23 protein-coding genes are annotated in these 18,463 nt (G+C 58.9%); 12 read left to right on the top strand and 11 right to left on the bottom strand.

Features of this window, described 5'->3' with window-relative positions:
• Positions 1–6: 6 nt before the first annotated feature.
• The 5 genes from GOW48_RS10015 to GOW48_RS10035 form a co-directional block, all read right to left on the bottom strand.
• Positions 7–867, bottom strand: coding sequence for a hypothetical protein (locus tag GOW48_RS10015; protein ID WP_170753373.1), 861 nt, complete (start codon positions 865–867; stop codon positions 7–9).
• Positions 867–1,751, bottom strand: coding sequence for a PhzF family phenazine biosynthesis protein (locus tag GOW48_RS10020; RefSeq protein WP_170753375.1), 885 nt, complete (start codon positions 1,749–1,751; stop codon positions 867–869). Before GOW48_RS10020 ends, GOW48_RS10015 begins: the two co-directional genes overlap by 1 nt.
• Before the next feature lie 80 nt (positions 1,752–1,831).
• Positions 1,832–2,056, bottom strand: a complete 225-nt coding sequence (locus GOW48_RS10025; protein ID WP_170352348.1) for a DUF1150 family protein — start codon at positions 2,054–2,056, stop codon at positions 1,832–1,834.
• Between the two features lie 5 nt (positions 2,057–2,061).
• Positions 2,062–2,475, bottom strand: coding sequence for an Hsp20 family protein (locus GOW48_RS10030; protein ID WP_058280036.1), 414 nt, complete (start codon positions 2,473–2,475; stop codon positions 2,062–2,064).
• Between the two features lie 18 nt (positions 2,476–2,493).
• Positions 2,494–2,640, bottom strand: a complete 147-nt coding sequence (locus GOW48_RS10035; RefSeq protein ID WP_170352347.1) for a hypothetical protein — start codon at positions 2,638–2,640, stop codon at positions 2,494–2,496.
• On the opposite strand from GOW48_RS10035, the gene GOW48_RS10040 reads away from it, so the two are divergent.
• The 4 genes from GOW48_RS10040 to GOW48_RS10055 all read left to right on the top strand — a co-directional run bounded on the left by GOW48_RS10040 (position 2,639) and on the right by GOW48_RS10055 (position 5,237).
• Entirely contained in the window at positions 2,639–2,863 is a 225-nt protein-coding gene (locus GOW48_RS10040) for a YdcH family protein (protein WP_170352346.1), read from the top strand. The genes GOW48_RS10035 and GOW48_RS10040 overlap by 2 nt on opposite strands.
• Positions 2,864–2,928: 65 nt before the next feature.
• Entirely contained in the window at positions 2,929–3,414 is a 486-nt protein-coding gene (gene purE / locus GOW48_RS10045; protein WP_170352345.1) for a 5-(carboxyamino)imidazole ribonucleotide mutase, read from the top strand.
• Positions 3,411–4,166, top strand: a complete 756-nt coding sequence (locus GOW48_RS10050; RefSeq protein WP_170753377.1) for an NAD(P)-binding domain-containing protein — start codon at positions 3,411–3,413, stop codon at positions 4,164–4,166. Before purE ends, GOW48_RS10050 begins: the two co-directional genes overlap by 4 nt.
• A gap of 3 nt (positions 4,167–4,169) precedes the next feature.
• On the top strand, positions 4,170–5,237 hold the full coding sequence (locus tag GOW48_RS10055) for a 5-(carboxyamino)imidazole ribonucleotide synthase (protein WP_170753379.1): 1,068 nt from the start codon (positions 4,170–4,172) through the stop codon (positions 5,235–5,237).
• A gap of 60 nt (positions 5,238–5,297) precedes the next feature.
• Here the strand turns inward: GOW48_RS10055 and GOW48_RS10060 are convergent, their stop codons facing one another.
• The 6 genes from GOW48_RS10060 to GOW48_RS10085 all read right to left on the bottom strand — a co-directional run bounded on the left by GOW48_RS10060 (position 5,298) and on the right by GOW48_RS10085 (position 11,097).
• Positions 5,298–6,449, bottom strand: coding sequence for an alpha-D-ribose 1-methylphosphonate 5-triphosphate diphosphatase (locus GOW48_RS10060; RefSeq protein WP_170753381.1), 1,152 nt, complete (start codon positions 6,447–6,449; stop codon positions 5,298–5,300).
• Positions 6,446–7,219 carry an alpha/beta fold hydrolase gene (locus GOW48_RS10065; RefSeq protein ID WP_170753383.1) on the bottom strand — a complete coding sequence of 258 codons (774 nt, stop codon included), beginning with the start codon at positions 7,217–7,219 and terminating at the stop codon, positions 6,446–6,448. Before GOW48_RS10065 ends, GOW48_RS10060 begins: the two co-directional genes overlap by 4 nt.
• A 38-nt stretch (positions 7,220–7,257) precedes the next feature.
• Positions 7,258–8,100 carry a DMT family transporter gene (locus GOW48_RS10070; RefSeq protein WP_170753385.1) on the bottom strand — a complete coding sequence of 281 codons (843 nt, stop codon included), beginning with the start codon at positions 8,098–8,100 and terminating at the stop codon, positions 7,258–7,260.
• A 184-nt stretch (positions 8,101–8,284) separates the two neighbouring features.
• A complete protein-coding gene (gene groL, locus GOW48_RS10075) occupies positions 8,285–9,925 on the bottom strand; it encodes a chaperonin GroEL (protein ID WP_170753387.1) in 1,641 nt (546 codons plus the stop codon).
• Positions 9,926–9,982: 57 nt separating this feature from the next.
• On the bottom strand, positions 9,983–10,270 hold the full coding sequence (groES, locus tag GOW48_RS10080) for a co-chaperone GroES (RefSeq protein WP_170352338.1): 288 nt from the start codon (positions 10,268–10,270) through the stop codon (positions 9,983–9,985).
• Between the two features lie 152 nt (positions 10,271–10,422).
• The gene (locus tag GOW48_RS10085) at positions 10,423–11,097 is read right to left on the bottom strand and encodes a DUF2161 domain-containing phosphodiesterase (protein WP_170753389.1); all 675 of its coding nucleotides are present in this window, start codon (positions 11,095–11,097) and stop codon (positions 10,423–10,425) included.
• 137 nt (positions 11,098–11,234) lie between these two features.
• Here GOW48_RS10085 and GOW48_RS10090 point away from each other — a divergent pair, with 137 nt between their 5' ends.
• The 8 genes from GOW48_RS10090 to GOW48_RS10125 all read left to right on the top strand — a co-directional run bounded on the left by GOW48_RS10090 (position 11,235) and on the right by GOW48_RS10125 (position 18,454).
• The gene (locus GOW48_RS10090) at positions 11,235–12,215 is read left to right on the top strand and encodes a TraB/GumN family protein (protein WP_170753391.1); all 981 of its coding nucleotides are present in this window, start codon (positions 11,235–11,237) and stop codon (positions 12,213–12,215) included.
• Between the two features lie 100 nt (positions 12,216–12,315).
• Positions 12,316–13,236 carry a manganese-dependent inorganic pyrophosphatase gene (locus GOW48_RS10095; protein ID WP_170753393.1) on the top strand — a complete coding sequence of 307 codons (921 nt, stop codon included), beginning with the start codon at positions 12,316–12,318 and terminating at the stop codon, positions 13,234–13,236.
• A gap of 131 nt (positions 13,237–13,367) precedes the next feature.
• Entirely contained in the window at positions 13,368–14,444 is a 1,077-nt protein-coding gene (locus GOW48_RS10100; protein WP_170753394.1) for a DUF389 domain-containing protein, read from the top strand.
• A gap of 106 nt (positions 14,445–14,550) precedes the next feature.
• Complete coding sequence (locus GOW48_RS10105; protein ID WP_170753396.1) at positions 14,551–15,426, top strand: TIGR01459 family HAD-type hydrolase; 876 nt, start codon at positions 14,551–14,553, stop codon at positions 15,424–15,426.
• A gap of 100 nt (positions 15,427–15,526) precedes the next feature.
• Entirely contained in the window at positions 15,527–15,970 is a 444-nt protein-coding gene (locus GOW48_RS10110; RefSeq protein WP_170352332.1) for a MaoC family dehydratase, read from the top strand.
• A gap of 47 nt (positions 15,971–16,017) precedes the next feature.
• The gene (locus tag GOW48_RS10115) at positions 16,018–16,950 is read left to right on the top strand and encodes a bifunctional riboflavin kinase/FAD synthetase (RefSeq protein ID WP_170753399.1); all 933 of its coding nucleotides are present in this window, start codon (positions 16,018–16,020) and stop codon (positions 16,948–16,950) included.
• On the top strand, positions 16,947–17,420 hold the full coding sequence (locus GOW48_RS10120; RefSeq protein WP_170753401.1) for a YcgN family cysteine cluster protein: 474 nt from the start codon (positions 16,947–16,949) through the stop codon (positions 17,418–17,420). Before GOW48_RS10115 ends, GOW48_RS10120 begins: the two co-directional genes overlap by 4 nt.
• On the top strand, positions 17,420–18,454 hold the full coding sequence (locus GOW48_RS10125; RefSeq protein WP_170753403.1) for a threonine aldolase family protein: 1,035 nt from the start codon (positions 17,420–17,422) through the stop codon (positions 18,452–18,454). The genes GOW48_RS10120 and GOW48_RS10125 overlap by 1 nt, the downstream gene beginning before the upstream one ends.
• The last annotated feature ends 9 nt before the right edge of the window (positions 18,455–18,463 follow it).

The raw sequence follows: 18,463 nt of genomic DNA on the forward strand, positions 1-18,463 counted from the left end.
TTGTGATTAGAGCTCGGCGCGAATGGCCGCAACGGCGCGGGCTTCGAAATCACCGTATTCAGCCGCCTTGGGCTGGATCGCCTGTAGATGCGATAGGCGCGCAGCGTAGTCCTCGGGTGAGGCCGTTTGAATGGCGCGGTGAATATCGACCTCGGATTCGCACAGGATCATGCCGGATGTGTCGAAGAAATCCCCGATATTCGGGCAGCCCCAATAGATCGGAACAGTGGCGCACAGGATCGCATCCGTCAGTTTTTCTGAGAAATAATTCCGTTCCCGCACATTCTCGATCACCACAGAATAGCGATACGGGGCCAGCCCGTCGGATTTCTGGTCAAACGGCATATAACCACGACCCATGATATCGACATCCGCGCCCGTCTCGCGCACCCAGTCGATGACCGCATGACGCAATTGGTGACCTTCCAGATCGCGCTTGGCCGAGGCGATCAACGAACAGGACTTGATCTTTTCGACGGACAACTTCTGCCAGTCCGGCACAATGGTGACGCCATAGGGCAGAAAGACCGCATTCGGGATGCCTTGCAGCAGGACGTCATGGAAGGTCAGCACACGAAAGAACCGACGCCATGTCCAGCGCAGCATCCGGTCGTGTTTTGCGTGGATGGCCGAGGGTTCCCCCATCATCAGCGAAATCTGCGCGCGGGTACCCCGACGCAACCGCAGATGCACGGTGGAATTGGGATACATGATCAGGTGATCGGTTGGTTCAAGATCCCCGACAGTTTTGCCAGTCAGACGATCCGGGCAACCCTCGGGCCAGATCAGATCGCTGAGGAGAACCGAGCTCAGCTTCGGCCCCAACCGGTGCCCATAGGGCAGAATCGCAATTGCGGGCTCAGACATCAATTTCCCTCCGGCAGATTGACCTGCCCACGCATCAGCACATGGCCGCTCCCGGCCACCTTGATACCGGTCATTGCCTCCGGCGGGCCAACACGCGTAACGGTGGCCTGACCCGGGCGGCCCATGTCATGGCCTTGTTCGGCAACAAAGCTGTCTTTCTCCATCAGACCGTGCTTCCACAGATAGGCCGCCATCGCACCGGTGGCGGACCCGGTAAAGGGGTCCTCGGGCGGGCTGGGCGGTGCCAGCAACAAGCGCGAAAACGTGTCCCCGCCTTCGGTCGCGCCTTGCAGCGTAACCAGAAACGGCTCGGCCATATCCGAACCCGAGAACCCAGCCATAGCCGCGACCTCACGCAGCGGTCCCTCGGCCAGTTTCGCCGCCCGCAGCGCCGCGTGATCACGCAGGACGGTGATGCAGAACGGCAAGCCGGTAGACACGAATTGCGGCGGTGAAGTGATGGCATCTGCGGACAGGCCGATCGCGGAGGCCACCAAATCAGCCGGCACCTCGGCGCCAAATTGCGGTGCGACCTGAGTCATCTCGATCTCGTCACCGTTCAGGCGGATATCGACGAGGCCCGCGCCCGTCTCAAGCGTCAGGCTGTCGCCGTCAATCATCCCGCGTGACCGCATGGCGGCCACGGTCGCAATGGTTGGGTGCCCGGCAAAGGGGATCTCGCGGCTGGCCAGAAAGTAGCGAACCCGGATATCAGCCACGTCAGAAGGCCCGGTAAAGGTGCATTCGACCAAAGACGTCTCTTGCACATAGGCCATGCAGATTGCATCCGACAAACCAGCGCCGCCATGCACGACTGCGCACCCATTGCCCCCAAAGGCGCGATTGGTAAAGGCATCTACCCAGTCAAAATCAAACCAGCTCATTCCTCGGACCCTTTGCTTTACAAGGCATATCTCGCCCGGTCAGCGTCGGATGTCACGAGGAAAACGCCCAAAGGGCCGTGTCAGTGCACGGCCACCGGCGAGAAGTCATGCTCGCGCGCGAGGTTGAAGGCCAGCTTACGGTCGGCGACCAAAGCCAGCCGTTGCCCATCCGAATCATGGACGGCATATATCTGATCCAGATCGCCTGCCTGCTCGCGCATTTCTTCTGGCAAATCGGCGACTTCAACCGTTTTGACATAGACGATCCGGTCGCCCTCGGCGTTCAGTTCAATCGGTGTATTCATTGCTCTTACCCCTTTCTTATGTTGATCGTTTGCACCACGGTTTCGGGCACGGCGCGGGTCAGATCCACATGCAGCAGACCATTTTCCATGATCGCCTCGCCCACCTCGACTCCGTCGGCCAGCACGAACATGCGCTGGAATTGACGCGCCGCGATGCCGCGATGCAGGAATATGCGCCCCTCGCTGTCGTCGCGTTGACGGCCCCGGATCACCAGTTGGCGATCCTCGATGGTGATCGACAGATCCTGCTCGGCAAACCCGGCCACGGCCAGCGTGATCCGATAGGAAAAGTCCGAGGTCTGTTCGATATTGTAGGGCGGATATCCTTCATTTCCGGCCTTTGCAGACCGTTCCAAAAGGCGTTCCAGTTGCTCGAACCCCAAAAGATGCGGGTATGAGCCCAAGGTAAGTTTAGACACGTATTTCGTCCTTTATTGTCAAAGCGACGTGTGGTGCGGCCCCGTTCTGGCAACCGCGTAGAATAGAATATGGGAATGTAGCCAGATGTCCACAAGGTCTGGCAGGATAAACCCTGACACACTATCTTGTGTGACAAGCACCACAATAACCACTGAGTCGACCATGAACGCCCCCACCGATCTTTCGATGAAAACTGATGACGTTCTGCGGGTCGAGCTGGAGGTTTTTCGCCGTCAGCACCGTGATCTGGACGAAGCGATTGAGGCACTTCAAGGCACCGGTACGGCCGACCAACTGACCATCAAGCGTTTGAAAAAGCAGAAATTGCGGCTGAAAGACATCATCCGTCTGATCGAAGACCGCCTGACCCCCGATATCATCGCCTGACACATTGCCTCGAATGCGGATTTGGCTATAGTGCGCGCTCTCTCAGAAGGCAGGGACATAAGCGGATGAGCGACGTGAAAGTGGGGATCATCATGGGCAGCCAGTCGGACTGGCCCACGATGAAAGAAGCCGCCAATATTCTGGACGAATTGGGCATAGCCTATGAAAAGCGCATCGTGTCCGCCCACCGCACCCCTGACCGGTTGTGGGACTATGGCAAGACCGCCGTATCGCGTGGTCTGCATGTGATCATCGCCGGTGCCGGAGGGGCAGCACATCTGCCTGGCATGATGGCCTCGAAAACCCGCGTGCCCGTGATCGGTGTTCCGGTGCAGACGCGGGCGCTGTCGGGGGTCGATTCGCTTTATTCCATCGTCCAGATGCCCAAAGGGTTTCCGGTGGCAACCATGGCGATTGGCGCCGCCGGTGGGGCCAATGCGGGCCTGATGGCAGCCGGTATTCTGGCACTGCAGGATGACGCTTTGGCGGGCCGTCTGGACGCGTGGCGCGATGCCCTGTCAGCCTCGATCCCGGAAGAACCGCAAGGATGAGCCGCGTCGGGTTCATTGGAACTGGCCATATAGCAGCGCCGATTGCACGGTTGCTGGCACGCAAGGGGCATGAGATTTATGTGACCGAGCGTAACGCCACCGTGTCGGCAGCGCTGAAGGTCGACATCAACGCAACCGTCGGCGACCCGCAATCAGTGATCGACCAATCCGACGTCGTGTTTCTGTGCCTTCGGCCTCAAGCCGCGCTTGATGTGCTCGAACCTCTGAGCTTTCGCCCCGATCATCGGATCGTATCGGTTATGGCGTCGGTGTCCGAAGCGGACCTCAGATCGCTTTGCACTCCGGCGGAGGATTTCGTGCAAACAATCCCTCTGGGCTTTTTGGAAAACGGCGGCTGCCCCATGGCAGCTTTTGGAAATGATCAGTTGTTGGCCAATCTGGTCTCACCCGAGAACCCGGTTGTTAAAGTCGCAAATGAAGCCTCGCTAAATGCCCATTTTGCGATCTGCGCGATGGTTCCCGGTGTTCTGGACTTGTTGGCAACCGGCTCGAAATGGCTAGCCGAACAGACTGGTGACGCTGACGGAGCCGAGTTCTATACGACCCAGTTGATAGCAGGATTTCTTGCGTCCACGGAAAAGGATCGGGCGGGTCGGCTTGCTGCAGAACGCGATGCGCTGGCAACAGACGGAACTCTGAGCTTGCAGATGACGCAGGCATTGCAAACGGACAAGGCCCACAAGGCGCTACGCGACGCCCTGACGGCAATCGGCAAACGGTTGGAGACCTGAACAATGACCGACATGCTTGCACCCGGCAACACGATTGGCATCCTCGGTGGTGGACAGCTGGGGCGGATGCTGTCCGTCGCGGCGGCTCGACTGGGGTTTGTGACCCATATCTTTGAACCCGGTGCCAACCCGCCCGCCGGTCAGGTGGCCGACCGGGTGACCACGGCAGCCTATGACGATGTCGACGCCCTGCGCGCCTTCGCCGAGTCCGTCGATGTCATCACCTATGAGTTTGAAAACATTCCGACCGAAGCGCTGGACCTGCTTGAGGCGCATCGCCCGATCCGTCCGGGGCGTGAGGCGCTGCGGGTCAGTCAGGACCGCCTGACCGAGAAGAATTTTCTGCAAGGGCTGGGCCTGCAAACCGCGCCTTTCGCAGATATCACCGATCTCGACAGCCTGAAGGCCGCGATTGATCAGATCGACACGCCTGCAATCCTGAAAACCCGCCGCTTTGGGTATGATGGCAAAGGGCAAGCCCGGCTGCGCGCACCCGGGGATGCCGAGACCGCCTTGGCCGATATGGCGGGCGCCCCTGCGATCCTGGAAGGGTTTGTGGAGTTCAGCCACGAAGTCTCGATCATCGCGGCGCGCGGGTTGGATGGGCAGGTCGCCTGCTTTGACCCCGGCGAGAATGTGCATCGCGATGGCATCCTGCACACGACGACGGTGCCCGCTCGCCTGCGCCCGGCGCAACGCACGGATGCGGTGCTGTTGGCAGCCAATATCCTGAACGCACTGGACTATGTGGGCGTGATGGGGGTTGAGCTGTTCGTGACGCCGCAGGTCCTGATTGTGAATGAGATCGCGCCGCGCGTGCATAATTCGGGCCACTGGACGCAGAATGGCTGCGCGGTGGATCAGTTCGAGCAGCATATCCGCGCGGTGGCCGGGTGGCCTTTGGGCGACGGTCAGCGGCATTCGGATGTGGTGATGGAGAACCTGATCGGTGACGACATGACCCGTGTGCCTGAGCTGGCGCAGGAACGAGACGTGGCACTGCATCTTTATGGCAAGGCCGAGGTTAAGGCTGGTCGTAAGATGGGGCACTTCAACCGTATCGTGCGCTGAGAAATCGCGCGGACGCGCGATGCCTCCGGCGGAGGTATTTTTAGCCAGATGAAGCGCGGATCAGTTGAAGAACCGGGCCGCGATATCCCCGGTCATATAGCTGATCCGGCCCCCGGCCATTGTGGCGGCGACCCGATGGGTGGATTTGTCCAGAATGGTCAGGTCGGCGCGCTTTCCTGGGGCCAACGTGCCCCGGTCGGTTAGGCCCAGCACACGCGCGGGGCCTGTAGAGACCAGCGCCCATGCCCCGGCCAAATCCATCAAGCCGGATTTGGCTAACATCAGCGCGGCGCGGCGCGGGCTTGGGTAGTGATAGTCCGAGGCCAGCGCGTCGCACAGCCCCATCGTGATCAGGTCCAGCGCGCTGACATTGCCCTTATGCGATCCGCCGCGCACCACGTTGGGCGAGCCCAGAACGATATGGCCGCCTGTGGAGTGTGCGGCCTCGGCGGCCTCGAGCGTTTCGGGGAATTCAGAAATGTGTGCCCCACGCGCGCGCCAATCGGCGCGGGTTTGGGATGTGGCGTCATCATGGCTGCCCATGCGTACGCCCTGCCCCGTCAGCACCGCGCACAGGTCGTCAAGCGCCGGGGGCACCTCGGCGCTACGGGCATGCATGGACAGCAGCATCTCGAAGTGTTTGTCAGGGTTGCGCCCGGCTTTCAGCGCCTGTCCGGTCAGGCGCGGTGGCTTGCGCCCCTCGGCCAGACGGTCATGCGGCAGGTGGTCATTGAACACCACATAGGGCACCTGCCAAGCGGCGATCTTTTCGGGCAGACCGGCGTAGTCGTACAGCATATGCGTCTCGAACCGAAGTTGGGGAACCAGGTCGGTCACCACACGGCCTTTAACCGCGGCAATTGCATCAAACACCTGACCCGCGAATGCTGGGCCGCGCACGCCGCCCTCCCAACTGTAGAACTGCGCCAGAACGGCGGTGGTGATGCCGTTGGCGGCCAGTTCGGCCTCGACCGAGAGGAGCCCTTCGTCCATCTGTTTCATCGCACCCCGGCGCGGGGCGATGTGGCGTTCGAACCCGTCGCCGTGCAGGTCGATGATGCCCGGCAGCACCAGATAGCCGGACAGATCAATAGGGCGCCCGGTGGCATCCGCCTGTATCACACCGTCCGCCAAGAACAGGTCGGTCGGAATCAGGCCATTCTCCGGCAGCAGAACCTCTGCGCCGGTCAGGGTCAGGTTCAATGTGCTCATTCGGAACGCTCCGACTCGGGTTCGGAGCAATCCTGCCCGATGCAGATCTCGTCGATGATATCCTGCACCCCGTCCAGCCACGTGATCTGAGGGTCAAACTGGCCGAATTCGATGAAGTGCAGCGCCTGTGCCATGACGCGCGGGTTGTTCATCATAAAAGTGTGGGTCACTGGCAGGACGATATGGTCCTTCATGCCCGCGACCTTGGTGCTTTCGACCGAAACCTTACCGTCATCCGGCCCATCAATCATCGAGGAAAACAGTGGGTTCAGTGTGTCTTTGCCCGCAATCACGCCCAATTCAAAATCCACCGGCGGCAACATGCGCGGAAGGCCCTCGGGGCCGGTGCCCAGCGCAAGGCCGGCGGGGCCGTTCAACATGCCGAACACCTCATAGGCGCTAAGTTCGTCCACCAATTGGCTGCCCTGGTTGGGCGGGCCCAGCATGACCACGCGGCCCAGATTTTCGGGCATGTTGTCCTGCAGCCAATAGCGCAGCAGGATGCCGCCCATCGAATGAGCCACCACGTTGACCGTATCCTCGCCACAAGCCGCGAACGCATCCGGCAGGGTCTGATTCGCAAGGTCCGGGATTGGCAAGTCGGTCGAGGGGTAGCCCGGTCGCACAACCGTATAACCATGCGCCTTGAACAGCTGATCCATTACGGTAAAAGACGCCTCGGTCCGCGCAAGCCCGTGCAAAAGCACTACGCATTTCGCTTGGGTCGCAACTGGCAGAAGGAACAGAATTAAGGTCAGCAGAACTCTCATAGCGGCCAGATAAGCCCTAAGCGCGAGTGATGAAACCCCTAGCGCGGTTTCAGGCGCAGAACAGCCAGCGCGATACCGCCCAGCACAAGTGCCGCACCAAAGATCAGGCGCAAGCTGGCGACCTCACCCAACAGAACCGCACCGCCCAAAATGGCAATGATCGGCACGCTCAACTGCACCACCGCCGCCGTGGTCGGGGCCAGTTGCGGCAATACGCGGTACCACAGCGCATAGCCCATCCCCGAGGTGACACCGCCCGACACAGCCGCCAGCACATATCCCGAGCCAGTCATCTGCCAATCGCCCCCAACGTTCAGCAAGGCCAACGCCGTCACCGGCAGAGCGACCACGAAATTCGCCGCAGTCCCGGCCAGAGCATCCGGCTCGGACCGACCGACCAGCGAATAGATCGCCCACCCGATCCCGGCGGCTGTCATCAGCGTCGCGCCAACCGGGCTGACCTGCACCTGATCTGTGGGCCAAAGCACCCAGGCCAATCCTGCCAGCGCGATCACCGCGCCAGCGATCTGGCGCACGGTAGGCAGGGCCCCGGTAACAGAGGTCACGGCAAACATCGTGATCTGCACGACACCAAAAAGGATCAACGCGCCCAACCCCGCATCCAGCGTCAGATAGGCAATCGAAAACCCGATCATATATAATGACAATGATCCTGCCCCTGCGATCCGCCGCATATTCCGAAGCGGCAGACGTCCCCCTTTGAGGGAAACAAGCGCGGCCAGAACCAACGCCCCGGCCAGTACGCGCACAGTGGCAAATCCGGCCGGATCGCTTGCCCCGCTGTCGATGGCAAGCCGGTTGAGAATCGAGTTGGCCGCAAAGGCAACCATGGTTAGGGCCGTCAACAGGAACAGTTTCATAACAACCGCATAATGGGTTTAGGGCCGTTTGCACATTCACAATCTGGCGCGAGGATTGAAACGAAACGGGGCCGCCCAAAGGCGACCCCATTCCTAAGCCCTGCGGCTTCCCTTCCGGCAGCTTGGCCTATTAGCCAGGCGCCTTTCGGGCTCGTCAAAATTCGCCGAGGCGAATTCGACGTGCTTACATCATGCCGCCCATGCCGCCCATGTCGGGCATGCCGCCTGCAGCGGGTGCGTCTTTCTGGGGCTTGTCGGCAACCATTGCTTCGGTAGTGACCAGCAGGCCAGCAACCGATGCTGCATCTTCCAGTGCAGTACGGACAACTTTGGCCGGGTCAATCACGCCGAACGAGAACATGTCGCCATATTCTTCGGTCTGCGCGTTGAAGCCGAACGATACATCGCCGGATTCACGGACTTTGCCCGCAACGACCGCACCGTCAACACCTGCGTTCTCAGCGATCTGGCGCAGCGGCGCTTCGATTGCTTTGCGAACGATGTTGATGCCTGCGTTCTGGTCAGCGTTTGCACCTTCCAGAGTTTCCAGTGCTTTGCCGGCCTGAACCAGAGCAACACCACCGCCGACGACAACGCCTTCCTGCACAGCAGCGCGGGTCGCGTTCAGCGCATCGTCCACACGGTCCTTACGTTCTTTCACTTCAACTTCGGTCATGCCGCCGACACGGATAACAGCAACACCGCCTGCCAGTTTGGCAACGCGCTCTTGCAGCTTCTCACGGTCGTAGTCCGACGAAGTTTCTTCGATCTGAGTGCGGATCTGAGCAACACGTGCTTCGATCTCGGCTTTTTCGCCTGCACCGTCGACGATGGTGGTTTCGTCTTTGGTGATTTCGATTTTCTTGGCGGTGCCCAGCATGTCCATGGTGACGGACTCGAGCTTCATGCCCAGATCTTCGCTGATGACCTGACCGCCGGTCAGGATTGCGATGTCCTGCAGCATGGCTTTGCGACGATCGCCGAAGCCCGGTGCTTTGACAGCAGCAATTTTCAGGCCGCCGCGCAGTTTGTTGACAACCAGAGTTGCCAGCGCTTCGCCTTCAACGTCTTCGGCAATGATCAGCAGCGGCTTCTGCGATTGGATCACCTGCTCCAGCAGCGGAACCATCGGCTGCAGCGAGGACAGTTTCTTTTCGTGCAGCAGGATCATGCAGTCGTCGAGTTCTGCGATCATCTTGTCTGCGTTGGTGACGAAGTAAGGCGACAGGTAGCCACGGTCGAACTGCATACCCTCGACAACATCGGTCTCGGTTTCCAGACCTTTGTTTTCTTCTACGGTGATAACGCCTTCGTTGCCAACCTTCTGCATCGCGTCTGCGATCTGCTGGCCGATTTCGGCTTCGCCGTTGGCCGAGATGGTGCCAACCTGAGCAACTTCTGCCGAGTCTTTGACTTCGCGCGAGGCGTCTTTGATGCCTTCAACAACCTTGGCGGTCGCCAGGTCGATGCCGCGCTTCAGGTCCATCGGGTTCAGGCCAGCAGCAACCTGCTTGAGACCTTCGCGCACGATGGCTTGGGCCAGAACGGTTGCGGTGGTGGTGCCGTCACCGGCTTCGTCATTGGTGCGGCTGGCGACTTCTTTCACCATCTGCGCGCCCATGTTTTCGAACTTGTCTTCCAGTTCGATTTCCTTGGCAACCGAAACACCGTCTTTGGTGATGCGCGGTGCGCCGAAGGATTTATCCAGAACCACGTTGCGGCCTTTGGGGCCCAGGGTCACTTTAACCGCGTCGGCCAGGATGTTTACGCCTGCCAGCATCCGGTTACGGGCATCGGTGTCGAACTTGACGTCCTTTGCAGCCATGTCGTTTCTCCTTGAGAAATTAGTTGTAGATGAAGATCAGAGTGAAGCGCGAGGGCCTTACTCGATGATCCCCATGATGTCGCTTTCTTTCATCATCAGCAGCTCTTCGCCGTCGACCTGAACCTCGGTGCCCGACCATTTGCCGAACAGGATCTTGTCGCCAGCTTTCACAGCCATTGCGATCAGCTCGCCGCTGTCCTTGCGTGCGCCTTCGCCGGTTGCGACGACTTCGCCTTCGCTGGGCTTTTCTTTTGCACTGTCAGGAATGATCAGGCCGCCTGCGGTTTTTTCTTCGCTTTCGGTACGGCGAACCAGCACGCGGTCATGAAGCGGTTTCAATGCCATCTTTGCAGCTCCTTGGGCTCAAAGTTGTTAATCCTCCCCTCGCCGATTGGCGGGGCGTTAGCACTCATGCTTGTCGAGTGATAACGACGCATAGCTAGGGGGTGCAATTCCCCGAGTCAACAAGCCGTGAAGGATTTTTTGAAAAGCAGTCGCTATTCGGGCTGCTCCCAACTGTAAGCCCAGTGTTTCAGACCCTCTTGTCCGGCATCGGTCAGGGCGTAAACACCCTTGTCGACCTTTTCAAACCAGCCGTAATGGTTCTCTCGCATTAGGCGGGTGGCGGTGGTCACACCGGTTGCCTTGGCAACCTCAGCTCCTTTGGTAGCTCCGCATTCCACCAGATGAGCGGCACATTTCAGCGCATCCTGACGATAGGCAGTGACAATCCCATGCCGCGTAGCCCCGCCCGCATTTGGGTCACCCTCCAACCGATCAAACTCGCGCAGCAGTCGCGCCGCTTTGGCTTTGTTCCTGCGCGGGGCATAAGGACCCGGATCACATTGCACCTCGACTGCCCCATCCGCGCGAACGGTGATCAAGCCCAGCCCCAAACGTCGACACATGGCCAGATTATCCTTCAGTGCCCGACGCGCACTGCGCCCGGTAGGCTTGCACACGCCCAGATAGACCTGATCCGTAACTTTTAAACGCGCCACCGCCTGATGAAACAAGGCCAGAGTAAACCGCAGTTTCAGCTCGACAATAACAGGCTCATCACCTGCGCGCACAGCCACGATATCGGCCGCGCCCACTTCACCCTTGACGGTATAACCCTGACGCTCCAACAGCGCTTTTATGGGGGGATAGAGATCCTGCTCACGGTCCATGACGCCATGCTAAGTGATTTATTGTGGAATGCCAGACACAGAAAACGCCGCCAATTGGTCAACTTGCTTGAACCCAACACTTGGCCAAGGCAAGGTCGCGCCACATATACGTACCGAGTTAATACGGGATGATCCTGATGCGTTTCTTTTTCTTTGTTGCTTTTTCGTTTTTTCCTTTGGCAGCCTATGCGGCCTGCGAAGGGCGAGACCTTCGGCCGGATCTTTCTGCGGACATGCGGGCGCAGCTTGATCAGGCGGTAAGCGGCACCCCGTTTTCTGAAGGCAACCACTGGATCGCGACCAAAGGCGATACGGTGCTGCACATGATCGGAACACTGCACACGAATGATCCACGCATGGATGCCGTTATGGAACGTCTGGCCCCTGCCCTGTCCGACGCGGACGCGTTCTATTTCGAAGTTACCAAGGACAAGATGGACGGATTCGAGCAACAGCTTGCCCAAGACCTCAGCCCTGTTCTGATAACTTCGGGCCCAACTCTGATTGACCTGATGTCTGAAGAAGACTGGGCCGCCCTGTCCACCGGATTGGCCGATCGAGGCATCCCCGGCTGGATGGCCGCCAAAATGCGCCCATGGTTCCTGAGCATGATGTTGGGTGTCCCGCCATGTATGACCCAGGACGAAGATGCCAGCTATGGCATGGATGCACGCCTGACTGATCTGGCCATTGAACTCGGGAAACCTCAGTACTCACTGGAAGAAATCGAAGACCTGATGGCGATGTTCAATGAACATCCGCTGGAAAAGCAGGTTCAGTCCCTGGTGCGAATGGCCAGCGCCTTTGAAAGCAGCGAAGATCAGCTTGCCACGATGGTCAACGCCTATATCGAGGAAAAACACGGCGAGATTCTTCACTTTGCTCGCCTACAGGGGCTCGAGACTTCGGGCCTGTCACAAGATGTCTTTGACCAGGAATGGGGCAGCTTTGAAGATCAGCTGCTCGTCGGGCGCAACAACAACTGGATGCAGCATATTCTGAATATTCAGGACCAAACAGCAGTCATCGCCGTTGGCGCGGGGCATCTTGCTGACGAATTCGGCCTTCTGAACCAATTGCAACAAGCTGGCTACACCTTGGAACGCGCGCCGTTCTAAGGCAAAATTTACCCTTCGTCGCAGTTTACGCAGGGGCGGGTGACAAGCGCGTCGGACCACCCTATAAGGCGCGCAAATTTACCTTCCTCAGGACGCAGACATGACAACCCTCGTATTTGGACACAAATCCCCCGACACCGATTCCACCGGCTCCCCAATCCTTTGGTCGTGGTATCTGAACGAAGTCAAAGGTGAACAGGCCGAACCCGTGCTGCTGGGTGAACCCAACACCGAGGCCGCCTTTATGCTGCAGCGCTGGGACCTGCCCAAGCCGCGCATCATCGCAGACGTAGACGCGGACGCGCCAGTTGTTATCGTTGATACCAACAACCCCGCCGAACTGCCTGCCAGCGTCAACAGCGCCGACATTCGCGCCATCATCGACCACCACAAACTGGTTGGCGGTCTGGAAACCAAAGGCCCCATCGACATCACCGTGCGCCCGCTGGCCTGCACCGCGACCATCATGGTTGACTTGATGGGCGACGACGCGGCCAAAATGCCCGACGCCGTCAAAGGCGCAGCGTTGACCTGCATCCTGTCGGACACGCTGGAGTTCCGCTCGCCTACCACCACCGCGCATGACCGCGCAGTGGCCGAGAAACTGGCGGCTGAGCTGGGTCTGGATGTCTCGGCCTATGCCGCTGACATGTTCGCGGCAAAATCGGACGTATCCTCGTTCTCGGACGCCGAACTAATCCGCATGGACAGCAAGGAATACGAAGTCGACGGCACCAAGTTCCGCGTCTCGGTCCTAGAAACCACCGCTCCGGGCGTCGTTCTGGACCGCAAAGCCAGCCTAGCCGCGTCAATGGTGGACGTAGCCAAGGAAGACGGCGTTGATCAGGTATTGCTGTTTGTCGTCGACATCCTCAACGAAGAAGCCACCCTGCTTGTGCCCAATGACCTTGTGAAAGACGTGGCCGAGAAGAGCTTTGGTGCGTCAGTAAACGGCGACGCCGTGGTTCTGCCTGGAATCATGAGCCGGAAAAAGCAGATCATCCCCAACCTCAAAGTGTGATCTTCGTAGCACCACAAACAAAAGGCGCCTGTATCGGGGCGCCTTTTTTTCGTTAAGACACAAGATTTTGCATAGAGCGTATCCGTTGATAGTCTGGTGCGGATAGTCTTGCTTGGGTCTTGGTCGCAGGAATGAGTAAACGAAAATTCAGCACCACCAGGGACATCCTTCGGTTCGAAGGGCATGACCGAGCGGCCTACTGGCGCAGATTTGCGATGCTTTTGACATTGTCGGTGGTGATCGCGACCATGGGGATGCTTCGCGATTCAGGCGCAGTGGTGATTGCCGCCATGTTGGTCGCACCGTTGATGACACCGATACTGGGGATAGCTGCCTCGATGGTCATGGGGTGGCTGGGACGTGCGTTTAAGCTTGCCCTGATTGTAAGCGGGGCGGCAGTTATCTGCGTCTTTCTGGCCTGGTTTCTTGTCTATATCGCCGATGTTCCCCGCGGAATTCTGATCCCAGATCAGGTTCTGGCGCGTACCGATCCCGGAACTGAAGATCTGATCGTTGCCTTGGCGGCTGGCGTCGCCGGAGCGTATGTGCAGATAAATCGATCAGAAGTTAGCCTGCTGCCAGGTGCTGCGATCGGCGTGTCTTTGGTGCCCCCATTATCCGCCTCGGGGGTATTGATGTATTTTGAAGAAGCGGCTGAAGCTTATGAGGCCGGCTTGCTGTTCGCAACAAACCTTGGGGCGATCATCCTATCGGCTTGCGCGGTCTACATCGTGTACGCTGCTCGTTCGGTGGTTTTCAGCAAGGGGCGTCGCAAGCTGAACTTTACTGCCAGCGTCGTTGTGACCTTGGCGTTCTTGACCTTCGTTGTCATTCAATTGGGCAAGTCGACATATAACCGCTATCTGGAAACCCGGACCGAAGCGCAATTGGCGCAGACAATTCGCGATTGGGCTGACCCAGTCTCGGTCGAGATTATTCGCGTCGACGTCAACGCTCAACGCAAGCAAGCCGATATCTGGCTGATCGTTGACCTGCCAATTGAAGCCGCGTTCAAGGTGTCTTCAATCGCAGGCCTCCTGCCGGAAAGCCTGCGCGAGAACCCCCTAGTCGACGTGCTGCGCAACGAGTTGGGGCCGGGTTATCTGGTTGTCGTTCGCTTTCAGAACAGGATCGGCGCCCAGGTCATTCTAGGCACTGAAAACGTTCAACAGGCACCAGACGTCGAGGAAATCAGTGAAGACAACTGATCGCATACGGCTATTCATTCAGAAAATTTGCAGCTGGGATGGTCAAAAGACCGAAGCTTTGACATAGCTGGCACAACTTCGACTCCAGACCCCCGGGGGCAGCTCAATGACTCAGATTATTCACAAACTTGATGAAATCTCCGATCGCTACAAAGCGCTGTTTGTCGACCTCTGGGGCTGTGTGCATAACGGCATAACCGCCTATCCCGAAGCCGTGGCAGCGCTTCAAGGTTATCGCGCCAAAGGGGGCATTGTTGTTCTGGTCACCAACTCGCCCAAGCCCCGCGCGGGGGTGGCCGAGCAACTGGAACAATTCAACGTTCCCAACGATGCATATGATACGATCGCCACAAGCGGAGACTCGGCGCGCTCAGCTATGTTTCGAGGCGCAGTAGGCGAAAAAGTTTACTTCATGGGAGAATGGGCGCGCGATGCTGGCTTTTTCGAGCCACTGAAGATTTTGCACCACCCAATTCAAATCGAGCGTGTGCCACTGGATCAGGCCGAAGGGATTATCTGCTGTGGACCATTCGATCCAATGGCCGACCCTGACGTCAACCGCGCGGATTTCCTTTATGCCAAGCAGAAGGGCATGAAACTTCTCTGCGCCAATCCAGATATCGTGGTCGACCGGGGCGAGGTTCGGGAATGGTGTGCGGGCGCTTTGGCCAAGCTCTATACCGAGATGGGGGGCGAGAGCCTTTACTTCGGCAAGCCGCATCCGCCGATCTATGATCTGGCGCGCCGGCGTCTGCAGGAGCTGGGTCACGATATCCCGGATGGGGATATTCTGGTCATCGGCGACGGCCCACATACCGACATTCTGGGGGGCATGGGTGAGGGGATTGATTCTCTGTTCATTTCAGGCGGACTGGCTGCGGCGGAAACCAAAACGTCGCACCACCCGCACCACGAGTCCTTAACCGATTATATCGCAAGGGAAAACATCAACCCCACCTATACGATCGGACGGCTACGTTAGTCAGAAAAGACTTGATTTTCTGCAGTTGCGAAGTAATAAAGTTACCCAACTTGGGTGACTTTGGTTTTTTTGTTGCCCGCTTAAATCCAGTGAGGGTGACATGTTGGACAATCTTCCGCGCGGCACGATCTGTATTGAAGACATCGAAATGGGCATGACCCGCCACCTGCGCAAAGTGGTGACGGACGAGGATATCGAAATGTTCGCGCAGGTCTCGACCGACCGTAATCCCGTGCATCTAGATGACGACTATGCCCGCGACACGATCTTTGAGGGGCGCATTGCCCACGGGATGTTGACGGCCGGCCTGATCTCGGCCGTGATCGGGGAACAACTGCCGGGCCACGGCACAGTTTATATGGGGCAGTCGCTGAAATTCCTGGCCCCCGTTCGCCCCGGTGACATGGTCTACGCCGAGGTCAAGGTGATCGACATCGACTTTGCCAAGCGACGGGTCAAGCTGGATTGCCACTGTGCGGTGGACGGCAAAAAGGTGTTGATGGGCGAGGCCATGGTGCTGGCACCATCGCGCAAGTTCGACTGACGTCTCAAACCCTTGAACCTGCCTCGCAGTCCCGCTAGGCAGGCGCTATGCGCATTATTCGGGATTTCCAGTTTGTCGAGCCTCAGGACCGTGGTGCCAGTGTGGCCATCGGCAACTTTGATGGCGTTCATATCGGCCACCGTTCAGTGATCGAGCTGGCGCGCAACGCCGCGCCGGATGCGCCACTGGGTGTGATGACTTTCGAGCCACATCCGCGGGAATATTTTGCACCCGACAGCCCCCCTTTTCGCCTGATGCGCGGCAATGCCCGTGCGCACCGTTTGCAGAAGCTGGGAGTTCAGAAGCTCTATGAATTACCCTTTAACGCGGCGCTGGCCGGGCTGACGCCCGAAGAATTCGCACGCAATGTAATCTGCGACGGGCTGGGGCTGTCGCATGTGGTGGTCGGGGCCGATTTCTGTTTCGGCAAGGGCCGCAGCGGCACCGCCGATGATCTGGTTCGGTTCGGGGCCCAGATGGGCTTTGGCGTGACCATCGCACCGTTGATGGAGCGGTCGGAAAACGTCGTGTCCTCAACCGCGATCCGTACTGCACTGTCCGAAGGCCGCCCGCGGGATGCCGCCGCAATGCTGGGCCACTGGCACCGGATCGAGGGCGAGGTGATCGGCGGCGAACAGCGCGGACGCGAGCTGGGTTATCCCACCGCCAACATGTCGATCGAGGGGCTGCACCCCCCCAAATTCGGTGTCTATGCAGTTCTGGTCGATGTGCTGGATGGCCCGCATCAGGGCAGCTATCACGGTGCGGCCTCAGCTGGCACGCGGCCGATGTTCAACGGCGAAGTGCCCAATATCGAGACGTTCCTGTTTGATTTCTCGGGCGATCTTTATGGCGCGACGCTCTCGGTCGGTCTGGTCGAATACCTGCGCCCAGAGATGACCTTTGACGGTTTGGACGGGCTGATCATCCAGATGGATGCCGATTGCGACAAGGCCCGTGCGCTACTGGCGGCGCTATGACCTCCAACCCGATTGACCGCAACGGCCTGTCCGCCCGGTTTTGGGAACGCAAACCGCTGACCAAGATGAACCAGCGTGAGTGGGAGGCGCTGTGCGACGGCTGCGGCAAGTGCTGTCTGAACAAGCTGGAAGACGAAGACACTGGCGAGGTTGCCCTGACCTGCGTTGCCTGCCGTTTGCTGGACGATGAGACCTGCCGCTGCACCCAATACGACATCCGCCACCAATTCGTGCCGGAATGCATCGTGATGACGCCCGATAATATCGACGAACACGCCTATTGGCTGCCCCAGACCTGCGCCTATCGGCTGCTGTGGGAAGGCAAGCCCCTTTACGACTGGCACCCTTTGATATCTGGTACGCCAGACAGCGTACATGCCGCCGGAGTCTCGGTTCAGGGCCGCACGGTGTCCGAGTTCGAAACCCCCATGGAAGAGTGGGAAGACTATATCATCGAGGAGCCCAACTGATGTATTTCGCCTCTGACAATTCCGGGCCGGTTCACCCGCAAGTGATGGCCGCGTTGAGCGCCGCGAATGAGGGCTATCAGATGGCCTACGGGGCCGACACGCTGATGAACGAGGTGCGCGACCGTATCCGTGGTATCTTTGAAGCGCCGGGGGCAGCTGTCTATCTGGTGGCCACAGGCACGGCGGCAAATTCGCTGGCTTTGTCGACGCTGGCGAACCCGTGGGACACGGTGTTTTGTTCCCCCGTTGCGCATATTCACGAGGACGAGTGCAACGCCCCGGAATTCTACAGCGGCGCCAAGCTGACGCTGGTGCCCGGTGGTGACAAGATGACGGCAGACGCATTGCGCAGCACCATTCTGGCCGAAGAAACTCGCGGTGTGCATGGGCCGCAACGCGGGCCAGTCTCGATCACGCAGGTGACCGAGCGAGGTTCGGTTTATTCGCTGGAAGAGTTGCAGGCGCTGTGCGGTGTTGCCAAGGAATACGGCCTGCCAGTGCATCTGGACGGTGCGCGGTTCACCAATGCGTTGGTCGCGCTGAACTGTTCTCCGGCCGAGATGACATGGAAATCGGGTGTTGATGCGGTCAGCTTTGGCGGCACAAAGAACGGACTGATGGGGGTCGAGGCGGTCGTCTTTTTCGACGAGACCAAAGCCTGGGAATTCGAGCTGCGCCGGAAACGTGGCGCGCATCTGTTTTCGAAACACCGGTACTTGTCGGCTCAGATGGCCGCCTATCTGCAGGATGATCTGTGGTTGCAGATGGCGCGTCAGGCCAATGACAATTGCGCACGTCTGGCTGACGGGCTGCGGGCCAAGGGGGCCTCTTTCCTGCATCAACCGCAGGCAAACATGATCTTCGCCGAATTCTCGCGCGCGCGGCACAAGCAATTGCACGACGCGGGTGCAGTCTATCATCTGTGGGGCGGAGAGCTGGACGGGGCCGATGACGCAGAGCCGCTTGCTTGTCGTCTGGTCTGCGACTGGTCGATCAGCCCTGAACAGATCGACCAGTTTATCGCACTACTGTAAGGTCAGCAC

Source organism: Ruegeria lacuscaerulensis (assembly GCF_013033355.1).
Classification (GTDB): Bacteria; Pseudomonadota; Alphaproteobacteria; order Rhodobacterales; family Rhodobacteraceae; genus Ruegeria; species Ruegeria lacuscaerulensis_A.